The organism is Thermanaeromonas sp. (genome assembly GCF_021890735.1).
Taxonomy (GTDB): Bacteria; Bacillota; DSM-521; order Neomoorellales; family Neomoorellaceae; genus Thermanaeromonas.
Genome location: NZ_JAKKUR010000005.1, coordinates 64054 through 74054, shown reverse-complemented (window position 1 = coordinate 74054; position 10001 = coordinate 64054). Strand labels below are relative to the sequence as shown.

The following is a 10001-nucleotide window of genomic DNA, read 5'->3' as shown; positions in this document are numbered from 1 at the left end:
AAATTTACTCGCTATTTTACCAACATATGCATTACATCATCTCATTACAAAGTATATCGACAAAATATCTAACTGTCAAGGAGGTATCCATTTATGTTAGGACAACGCTTACGATTTTATCGTCAAAGGAGGCATTTAACCTTAAAAGATGTTGAGGAGATGACAGGGCTTCACGCTACTACTATTTCCGGTTACGAGCGCGGGATACGTAAACCGTCTTACGATGTACTTCGCCTGCTAGCCGAAGTTTATGAGGTACCTGTAGCCTACCTATTGCTGGACGAAAAAGAATTATCAGAAGTAATACCTAAAGAGGTTACAGAAACTGTTGATCTTTTGACCAAGCGTCCGGATATAGCAGAATTTATACAGGAAATAAAACATTTTCCGCAACCTTTAGTAAGACAGCTACACGATGTTATTAGAGGTATTAGGAGCTTACAAAAGCCTAAGGAATAGATTTTTGCCCCTATAACCCAAGAATCTCTCAGATCGGTCCTTGTAGGGACCAATACCGGGAGCGTAACGAGGCACCAGATTAGACAAATTGCGGAGGAAATTAGAAGAAAGATGTCGAAGAATTAACTATGGGACCCGCAAAGGAACTTAGTAAAAGGAGGTAGACTTTCGCCTTGGATCTCCCGGTTTTCCTCGGCATGGCTATCGGCTTCGGTTCTTTGCTTGTGGCATTTATCTTGGAAGGAGGCGAGCTAGTAGCTCTGATAGGCGTATCTCCTTTTCTTATCGTATTTGGAGGTACTATCGGGGCAACTCTAATTGGGTTAAGCCTGGAGGAAATCCGTTCTCTTCCAGGGCTGTTTAAGGCTGCTTTAATGAATCGAAAATACGATCTTCTGGAAACCATTGAGAGCCTTGCTAACTATGCTGTTGTAGCCCGCAGAGAAGGATTTCCGGGGCTTGAAAAGCTACTTGACGGCATAAGCGAACCCTTTTTCCGTACAGCCCTCCAATTAGTGGTAGACGGCACAGACCCGGAATATACGCGTGCTATACTGGAACAGTACATATATACAACCTCAGAACGGCACGCTAAAGGAATTAAGATATTCGAAGCAGCCGGTGGCTATGCCCCGACTATGGGTATTATAGGAACTGTAATGGGGCTTATACATGTTTTAAGCAATATTAGCACCCCCGATAAGCTAGGCCCCTCGATAGCTTTGGCTTTCGTGGCTACGCTTTACGGTGTTTCAACTGCCAACCTCATATGGTTACCCTTGGCAGCCAAGCTCAAAACAAAGTCGGATAAGGAGCGAATTTACCAGGAATTGGTTAAAGAAGGAGTGCTAGCTATCCAGGCAGGGAAGAGTCCTACTGCCCTGCGCACAGCGCTACTAGCTTTCCTGTCTCCGAGTAAACAGCAGGAACTGCAAAAGCAGCCGCTAAAGGAGGCCCAGGGTAGTGAGACATAAAAGGGTAACAGAAGAGGGTCACGATAATAAAGAAAGATGGCTTCTTACTTATTCGGACCTTATAACCTTGCTCATGATTTTTTTTGTCGTAATGTATGCAATAAGTGACACGAACTCCAAAAAGCTGGCCGCCCTGGCCCATTCTTTGACCCAGGCGTTAATAGGTTCGCCGCCCTCAGGGATTTTCCAGGAAAGCGGGTCAAGTATAGTGCCGGAGATGTCAGGAGTGCTTTATGTACCTCAGGAAAATGCAGGGAGTGGAAGTGAACAAGGAGAAGGTGCTGGCAGCCATAGTTTGGAGCGGGTGGCTCAGGAGTTAGGTAAATTAGTGGCTGCTTCTGGCTTGGGCCAACAGATTATGATAAGCCAGGAGGAGCGGGGCGTAGTGGTGAGGATGGCAGAGACCGTACTTTTCCCCAAGGGTTCTGCGGAGCTAACGCCTAAGGCGCGAGAATTAATAACCCAAGTGGGGAAGATGCTGGCTCCATTACCTAACTACTTACGCATCGAGGGTCATACAGATAATCTCCCCGTCCATAACATTAATTTCCGGACGAATTGGGAGCTAGCTGCCGCCCGGGCCCTAACTGTCTTGCATGTGCTAGTTGATGAGAGCGGTATTAGTCCGGAGCGGCTTTCAGCTACCAGTTACGGTGAGTTTCGCCCCTTGGTACCCAACGATTCTGAAGCAAACATGGCCAGGAACCGGCGAGTTGATATAGTAATATTAAAAGAGAAGTTTAATGCTGTAGAGCCTCACCAACAGGGGGATAAGGCTAGTTTATAGGGCAGAAAGCCTTTTTAGAAAAGGCCTCGAAATTGTCTGGCCGGGCGGGCGGTATAAGGCTAACTTATAAGGGGTGGAAAAACTTTTTAGAACGGTGGAGAAAGGATGAAGGTTGGGGTGGATTTATATCCCTGGGAGCAAGTTCCCCTGGGTTATGATTTCTTTGCTCGGGACACAAAGAAAGTAGCCTGCGAGTTATTGGGAACCTATATGGTCCATTTTTCTCCGGAAGGGGTTACTGCCGGTAGGGTTGTGGAGACGGAAGCTTATCTTGGACCCTCTGATCCAGCCTGCCATTCGGCTCGCGGGCGGACAGAACGAAATGCCGTCATGTTCGGTCCAGCGGGTTTTGTGTATGTATACTTGATTTACGGTGTCCATTACTGTATTAATATAACTACAGATAAGCCAGAAGTCCCTGCCGCGGTACTTATAAGGGCCCTGGAGCCTGTGGCTGGTCTAGAGCTTATGCAGCGCCGGCGTGGAACCCATAAGCTTAAAGAGCTGTGCCGGGGGCCGGGGAGGTTGGCCCAGGCTATGGGCATTACTCGAGAGCTTAACGGGACTAGCGCCATAGAAGGGCCTATACGTTTTTATCCTCCCCTACCGGGGGACCCGCGGCCCGATATAGTTGTGGCCCCCCGGATAGGTATCCGCGAAGCTACAGATTGGCTCTTGAGATATTACGTCCGGGGGAGTCCTTTCGTATCTTATAAGTAAAAACCCTTCTTTAAGGGGGAACCCTTAATGGAGCCACAAGACCTTGATTTCCTGGTACGCGCGGTGGTTGATAAAAGGGATGACCATGAAAAAGTTAAAGAAATAATCCGGGATAAAGAAGATTTTATTGAAATCATGCTAGAAGATCCTAAACTGTTCCGTAAGCTTTGGGAAAAACAAGAGGAGCTGATCTTTATCTCCCCTTACTTTCTTTTTAATATTCTCCTCCGCCAGGTACGCCGCGACTTAAAAAATATAACTTATATGTATGAAGGCCATGGCCACATGCGGCTTCCGGTTTTTGATGCCCCAAAGGTAAAGAAAATTTTGGATGATGATTCTGTCCTCTCCTATCTTGCTGACCTTTTAAGTTCTTTTACCCGTACCCAGACTTATACTTTAATTTATCGCCTCGGCCCCAAGTTATATCGCCGGGCCTTAAGCAGTATAGACTTAGACGATCTTATTTTTCTTGCGGGAATAGTGGACGAAAGATATAAGTTTGAGTTGAACCGGCGCGTAGGTGACCTGGCTTTATTCATAGCAGGCATGTTCCCGGAATATATAAAAGAGACCGGACGACCAGTGCCCTGGTCAAAGAAGATACCGCGGAGCCTAGAAAATTACCTAGAGGTAGGCCGGTATTACTACACCTTGGCCAGTGAACATCCCTATGCTTCGGAATGGGGCTTGCGCGATGTCTTAAGCGTTTTAGCGGAAAATGTATCTTCTGTACAAAAAGCTTTAAATTGGTTATCGGAGAAATACATCGGGCCTAAAAGGTCTCTCTGGTTTAATACATTTTAGGCAGGTCGCGGGGAACCGTATCTACTTCGGTTAATTCCTTTATCTCTCCCTGGTGTCGGGCTAGGCCCAATTCCTTTAACCGCCGGGCGCCGGGGAGTAGTCTACTTTGCCAGGAACCTACTGCCGCATTGTACGCATTTACTGCTAGCTTAAGGCCGCGGCGGATTTCTTCTAAGTGTTCAGCAAAGGTTAAGGCGCGCTCAAAGAGTTCCTGGCCAGCCTGGATCACCTTCTCCGCGTTTTCTGTAGCCTGGCGTTGTTGCCATCCTAAAGCCACAGCCTTAAGAAGGGCTACCAGGGTTATAGGTGTGGCCATTAACACACGTTTTTGTATAGCTTCTTCAATAAGCCCTGGCACCTGTTCTACCGCAGCCGCAAAATACGCTTCTCCCGGTAAGAACAGAATTACAAAATCTAGACTATTGAACTGGCTTTGATATTCTTTAGAGCTTAATTGGGAGATAGAAGATTTTACTGCTTGAGCGTAGCGCGCTAAGGCCTCCTTCCGCCTACTTTCCTCTTCGGCTTCTATAGCCTCTAAGTACGCATCGAGGGGAGTTTTGGCATCGACTATTATTACGCGGTTATTGGGTAGATAAATTATAAGATCGGGCCTAAGCCGGGAATCATTTGCCGTGGTCTGGACAGCAAAATCGCAATAAGGAGATAATCCCGCCAGCTCTATTACGCGCTGCAGGGTCATTTCTCCCCAGCGGCCCCGCACCTTGGGAGTGCGGAGAGCGCTTACTAGCCGGTGGGTTTCCTTTTGCAACGCTTCTTGAGCTTTTCCCAGCTCCTCAAGCTGCCGGCTTAAGTTCCCATAAGCCTGCTGACGGGCGTTCTCTAATTCTTGGAGTCCTTTTTGATAGCGTTCCAGGGTTTCCCGCAAGGGGTTAAGCAAAGCTTCTATGGCTTGCTGGCGAAGGTAAAGCTCCCCTTGGGCGGCGAGGATCTCTTTATCGAGGATTTGTTTAGCCAGGGTTAAGAAAGATTCATTATTATTCTTTAAGGCTTCAGCGGCCAGGGATTTAAAGCAGGCGGTAAACCTTTCTTCTAATTTTTGCGTTTGGGCGAGGAGAGATTCTGCCTTTACCCGTGCTACCCTTTCCTTTTCCAGCCGCTTAAGGCTAGTAATAAGAACGATCGATCCTCCTACTATGAATCCCAGAGCAAAGCTCAGCCAAAACTCTCCAATTGCCATAGCCTTGTTATCCTTTATCCCAATATTCGTTCGCAACAATTAAAGGGTGATGCCCTAAGTTCGATGGTGTCGGCCACAAAAATCGGTGTGTTGAGTTTCTTGGCTTTAGCTGAGGCTAGGCTGGCCATGTTGACCAGATGCTTGATAATATAACCCGGGTTTTCGGTAAGGTTACGCAGGCTGGAACGGCGACCTCCTGAAATTCCAGCTGAAAGGGTAATGGTTACCGGGCAGGGCCATTTTTCCTGGGCTACTGCGCTTATTATTGTTTCCGCCAATTCTTTGGCTTTGGCCAAGGAGCGGGTCGTCACTATGGCAAACTCATCACCAGCGTAACGGCATAGCGTATCTTGCTTAATATCGACCACAGTTTTTAAAATTTCTGCTGTACGGCGGAGTATAATGTCACCGTAGACATGGCCGTATTCTTTATTTATTAGGCCAAAGTTGTCAATATCTAAGAAAATTATGGCTATCTCGTAGCCGCCCTCTAAGAGTTCTACTGCTCTTTGGTAAAATATTTCTGCTCTGTATAGAGTAGTAAGAGGATCTATATATTTTCCAAATTCTGCCACTACCTGAGCTTTAGTAATAACCCCTAGAACAGTTCCTCCATCAGCCACTACTAGCCGCTCGATCTGATGCTGCAGAAGAAGATTATAGGCCTCCCACAGGGAGGCAGATGGTCGGATAGTGATTACTTTTTTGGTCATAGCGTCGGCCACAAGCCTATTGGGGTGGGAGCGCCTAATATCTCGGGAAGTGATGATCCCGACCAGTTTACCTTCATCTACTACGGGAAGGCAACCAATATGGTGTTGCTCCATAATGGCGGCAGCCAAACGGACGCTGGCCGAAGAAGGGATAGTATAGAGCTTTTCGCTGAGGAGGTGCCTTATGGACAGCACTAAAAGGTCACCGCCCTCCGGACATGGATGGAAATCCTTACCTGGGCCTTCATTACCATCTGTTCATCAGCTATACGGCTGCCTTCCTCCATAATAAGGGGTAGGAGTTTTTCCTTAGGGATAAGCTTTAGGAGAGACTTTTTTATTACTATAGCCTCAAAGATGTCGTGATCTACCTCTACTACTTCGTACTGCTCGGGAGATACAGCATCCACCATGCGCCTTACAGCTTCCGGTCCTACAGGAGCCTTTTTTCCCACCAGGAGCACATCCTGGACTGGTGGTATTTCGAATTCCGAGATCTTGATAACTATTTCAGCCCTACGATCGAAGTCAAGGGAGCCACTGTTTTCTCGTGGAAGCAATTACGAAAGCCCCTTTCCCTAATTTCCCTTGTAGAATAGTTTGACACAAATTTACTAGCTCGACAAGTTATTTTTACTCTAGATTATGCTTTATTATGCTTTTTTTATGGACAACGTACGGCGATTCCTCCCTCAAAGAAATAAAGGTATTTATCTTTGACCCTCTGGCCGTAAATTGCTTCCACTGCTAACGCATAGAAGTCAAGCTGCTTTTTATATTTGGTTACCGCTATTTCCATGGGAGCACCTTCTAGCCTTTCTGCCTTATAATCAATAAGCAGCCACCCCTCGTCTTCATAAGCCAGGCAGTCTATTATCCCTTGAAGCACAACTTTCTCTTCGAAGCCTTCTTCCCCTAGCTCTGGGTAAAGCTTATTAGCCGGTAATCCCAAGGTAAAGGGTACCTCGCGTTCAACTATTTTGGCTGCCAGGACACGCCTGCCCAGCTGGCTTTGGAAGAATTTAAATATACTTTCTAGGGAGACAGAGGCAGCCTGTTCAGGGGTTAAGATTTCACGATCTACCATGGCTTGTATCTGTTTAGATAATCCTAGATAGGTAAGATCACCCTGCAAATCCAGGTGCTGCATTACAAGGTGGAAGGCGCTCCCTACTTCTAAAGGAGAAAGGTCTCTGCTTGGAGAAATAAATCGAGGCTTACGTTTTATAAAGGGACGCGGGAAGGGTTCTTCAGGCAATTTTTTTAGGTCGCTCACTGTCACCTTAGAAGGTAGGCTAGACGCTTTATGATAGGGATATACCCAATTTAACGCCTGCGCAACCTCCTCTTTATAGAATGGAGACGTAGGGATAGGCGCAAGGTTCTGTAAAGAGTTAAGGAGAAGGAAGTTAGAAGATGGTTCTTGTTCTAGAGAGCCGGGAAGATCCTGGGGAGACCATATCGATATTTGCCAGGAAGAAGGATCTTTCGCCAAGGGAGAACAAGCTAAGCTTTCTCCACCTGCTTCTTGCCTTAAGGGTTCCCCGTCTCGATGGCGAGCCACGGCAGGTACTATCCAGTCAAGATAGTTCTTAGCTTCAAGGAGCATGGTGCTGGGGAACTGGATATCCTTAAAAGCAGCCCAGCGGCACCAGGTACGGATCTTTCCTTCCCACCCGCGTACAGAACCCACCAGGATAAGCTTTTCTTTGGCGCGGGTAAGGGCTACATAAAGTATCCGCAGCTCTTCGGCCAGGGCTTCTCTATGTAGCCGGCTGCGGGTAGCTAAATACATTAAAGTAGGATAAACTAGGCGTTTTTCCGGTTCAACGATCTCGATACCTACCCCTAAGTCCTTGTGTACAAGGATATTTTGATACAAGTCTTTAAAATTAAATTGGCTCCCCAGTCCTGCTACTATAACCACCGGGAATTCTAAACCTTTGCTTTTATGGATGCTCATTAGGCGTACCACATTGTCCTTTTCACTTAAAGGCTGGGCCTTAGCTAGATCGGCCCCTTTTTCTTGTAAACGCTCTACAAAGCGTAGAAACCCTCCGAGGCCCCGCCAGGAGGTTTTTTCGTATTGTTCTGCTCTAATTATCAAGGCTTGAAGGTTGGCTTGCCGTTGCTCACCCCCGGGTAACGCGCCTACGAAGTCGTAATAGCCCGTCTCACGATAGATCCTCCAGAGAAGGTCGGCAAGTCTTCCGCGTCTAGCCAGGGTGCGCCAGTATTCTAGCTTATGCCAAAACTCGGTTAAGCGCCGGGCCAGTTCATCCTGTCCAGAATGAGAATGTATCATAGTAAGTACCGCGCTGACAAAGTCGCCATTTGGCTTTAAGAGCCGGATACGGGCCAGATCTTTAGCATTTAGGCCCACTATAGGGGAGCGCAGGACAGAAGCTAAAGGGATATCTTGAAGGGGGTTATCTATTAGTTTTAGGAGGGAAAGTATTGTGGCTACCTCTGGGGCAGAAAAATATCCCTCCCCTGTGTCAGCGTAGACCGGGATACCTGCCAGCATTAATTCCTCAAGATAAATATTACTTTTACCCTGGGGAGAGCGCAAAAGAAGGGCTATATCCCGGTAACTTAAAGGCCGGAAGGTGCAAGTTTTTTCGTCCCACACCAAAGAATCTTTCATCAGCTCCTTTATACGTCGGGCTATAAGACGGGCCTCACCCTGGATATGATCAATTTCATCTTCTTCCGCTTCTTGAGAACTTTCGCCTTTTATAAGGTGTAACTCTACCGGTCCAGCAAGGCAGCCTTGGCCTTGGGGGTAGCCTGCCCCTGGCCTTAATTCGGTTGAACTATCATACTCGATCTCTCCTAAAGGTTGTGTCATAATCTGGCGGAAAAGAAAGTTGATAGCGTGGAGGATCTCCGGCCTGCTCCGGAAGTTGGTGGTTAGGTTTACCTTACGGTTAGGAGAACCGGGATCCGTAGAGTAGTTCAAAAACTTCTCCAAAAATAGGGCCGGTTCTGCCCACCGGAAGCGATAAATGCTTTGCTTAATGTCGCCTATAAGTACAAGATTTCCTTGGCCGCTGCCCTGGCGGGAAACTAGCTGTAGGATGATATCTTGTAAAGGATTAATATCTTGGTATTCGTCTACTAATACTTCCACGAAGTTTTCCTTAAGCTCACAAGCCAGGGCAGAAGGTATGAGGTTTTCGGGGGTAGATGAAGGAGCTAAGAGGAGATTTAAGGCATAGTGCTCCAGGTCGTGGAAGTCAACCAGCCCTTGAGCTTCCTTGGCTTCTTGATAAGCTTTTCCAAAGGTTCGTACTAAGTGTACCAGTGTTTCTACCAAGGGCTTAAGTTGGTGGAGAGCTCCCAGGGTAAAGGACGTATTATGATTAAAGTAGCTTTTCTGCCAGCGCTTAAATTTTTCCCGGTATTCCTGGCGGAGCCAAAGGATCATTTCTTTATTTTCTTCAGAGCCCGTTTTAGGAGAACGCCTTAGCTGGGGAAAAGAGATTTTTTGGCCTGTAAGGCAAAGCTCCTCCCAGGAACTTTGGCTTTTGCGGAGCAACCTATTTAACTCGTTTAAATCTTGTTCTAGGGTTTCTATATAGGAACTTAGGCCTGGGGAAGTACAGGCAAGATGCAAGGCTTCTTCGGCCATCCTGATTAGATCCTTTATCTCCTGGGCAAGGGTTTCTTTTAAGGAACGTACCCAGGGGAGTTCATCAAGATTTTGGGTTTGCTCGTTTACAGTGAAACTGGACAATACACTGTCCAACCAATGATCTGGCCAGGGATGGATACGGGAGAAGATATACAGCCTAAGGATTAAGTCTTGAAGGAGGGAATCGTCCTTTGGCCCTCCAAAGTTATCTACCAATTGAGCGAAGATATCCGATGCTCCTTCTACTTGTGCATACTCTTTTTCCAACACCCGTTCTAATATCTCCTGCCGGAACAGGAAAGCTTCTGTCTCTCCCATTACCCGGAAGGAAGGAGGTAACGGGAGAAGATAAAAATACTTACGTAGGAGCTCAAGACAAAAAGAGTGAAGGGTAGTGATATTAGCCTTTTCTAACAAGAATAGCTGGCGGCGCAAGTGCCTAGAGGAAGGATTTTTAGCTAAAGCTTGAGTTAGGGCTTGAGCGAGCCGCTCACGCATTTCCGAGGCGGCCGCCTGGGTAAAGGTGACTATTAGAAGCCGGTCAATATCTACTTTCTCACTAGGGTTAAGTAAGCGGTTAATTACCCGTTCTATCAGTACGGAGGTTTTTCCGGCTCCTGCTGCGGCCGATATAAGAAGATTACAGCCCTTTATATGGATCGCTTCTAGTTGTTCTTTAGTCCAGCGGGTGCCCATATAATCT

General features: G+C 47.0%; 9 protein-coding genes. 5 read left to right on the top strand and 4 right to left on the bottom strand.

The window, feature by feature from the left end:
* Positions 1–93: 93 nt before the first annotated feature.
* The 5 genes from L5656_RS02190 (at position 94) to L5656_RS02170 (ending at position 3747) form a co-directional block, all read left to right on the top strand.
* Positions 94–459 (top strand): helix-turn-helix domain-containing protein, encoded by a 366-nt coding sequence (locus L5656_RS02190; protein WP_297198382.1) that lies wholly within the window; start codon positions 94–96, stop codon positions 457–459.
* Between the two features lie 173 nt (positions 460–632).
* Positions 633–1433: a flagellar motor protein gene (locus tag L5656_RS02185; RefSeq protein WP_297198379.1), complete on the top strand. Its 801-nt coding sequence runs from the start codon at positions 633–635 to the stop codon at positions 1431–1433.
* Positions 1423–2220 (top strand): flagellar motor protein MotB, encoded by a 798-nt coding sequence (locus tag L5656_RS02180; protein WP_297198377.1) that lies wholly within the window; start codon positions 1423–1425, stop codon positions 2218–2220. The genes L5656_RS02185 and L5656_RS02180 overlap by 11 nt, the downstream gene beginning before the upstream one ends.
* A 105-nt stretch (positions 2221–2325) precedes the next feature.
* Positions 2326–2940, top strand: a complete 615-nt coding sequence (locus L5656_RS02175; protein ID WP_297198374.1) for a DNA-3-methyladenine glycosylase — start codon at positions 2326–2328, stop codon at positions 2938–2940.
* Between the two features lie 27 nt (positions 2941–2967).
* Positions 2968–3747 carry a hypothetical protein gene (locus L5656_RS02170; RefSeq protein ID WP_297198372.1) on the top strand — a complete coding sequence of 260 codons (780 nt, stop codon included), beginning with the start codon at positions 2968–2970 and terminating at the stop codon, positions 3745–3747.
* Here the strand turns inward: L5656_RS02170 and L5656_RS02165 are convergent.
* From L5656_RS02165 to addA, 4 genes are all read right to left on the bottom strand, one after another.
* Positions 3734–4948, bottom strand: coding sequence for a DNA recombination protein RmuC (locus L5656_RS02165; RefSeq protein WP_297198369.1), 1215 nt, complete (start codon positions 4946–4948; stop codon positions 3734–3736). The two genes, L5656_RS02170 and L5656_RS02165, sit on opposite strands and share 14 nt — an antisense overlap.
* 14 nt (positions 4949–4962) lie before the next feature.
* The gene (locus L5656_RS02160; RefSeq protein ID WP_297198366.1) at positions 4963–5856 is read right to left on the bottom strand and encodes a GGDEF domain-containing protein; all 894 of its coding nucleotides are present in this window, start codon (positions 5854–5856) and stop codon (positions 4963–4965) included.
* Positions 5856–6221, bottom strand: coding sequence for a hypothetical protein (locus L5656_RS02155; RefSeq protein ID WP_297198363.1), 366 nt, complete (start codon positions 6219–6221; stop codon positions 5856–5858). The genes L5656_RS02160 and L5656_RS02155 overlap by 1 nt, the downstream gene beginning before the upstream one ends.
* Positions 6222–6325: 104 nt before the next feature.
* Complete coding sequence (gene addA, locus L5656_RS02150; protein WP_297198360.1) at positions 6326–9994, bottom strand: helicase-exonuclease AddAB subunit AddA; 3669 nt, start codon at positions 9992–9994, stop codon at positions 6326–6328.
* Positions 9995–10001: the final 7 nt, after the last annotated feature.

What these genes read in the sequence shown, in the direction of transcription:
- L5656_RS02190 (WP_297198382.1), top strand. Translation starts at nt 94, where the DNA reads ATGTTAGGACAACGCTTACGATTTTATCGTCAAAGGAGGCATTTAACC.
- L5656_RS02175 (WP_297198374.1), top strand. Translation starts at nt 2,326, where the DNA reads ATGAAGGTTGGGGTGGATTTATATCCCTGGGAGCAAGTTCCCCTGGGT.
- L5656_RS02170 (WP_297198372.1), top strand. Translation starts at nt 2,968, where the DNA reads ATGGAGCCACAAGACCTTGATTTCCTGGTACGCGCGGTGGTTGATAAA.
- L5656_RS02165 (WP_297198369.1), bottom strand. Translation starts at nt 4,948, where the DNA reads ATGGCAATTGGAGAGTTTTGGCTGAGCTTTGCTCTGGGATTCATAGTA.
- addA (WP_297198360.1), bottom strand. Translation starts at nt 9,994, where the DNA reads ATGGGCACCCGCTGGACTAAAGAACAACTAGAAGCGATCCATATAAAG.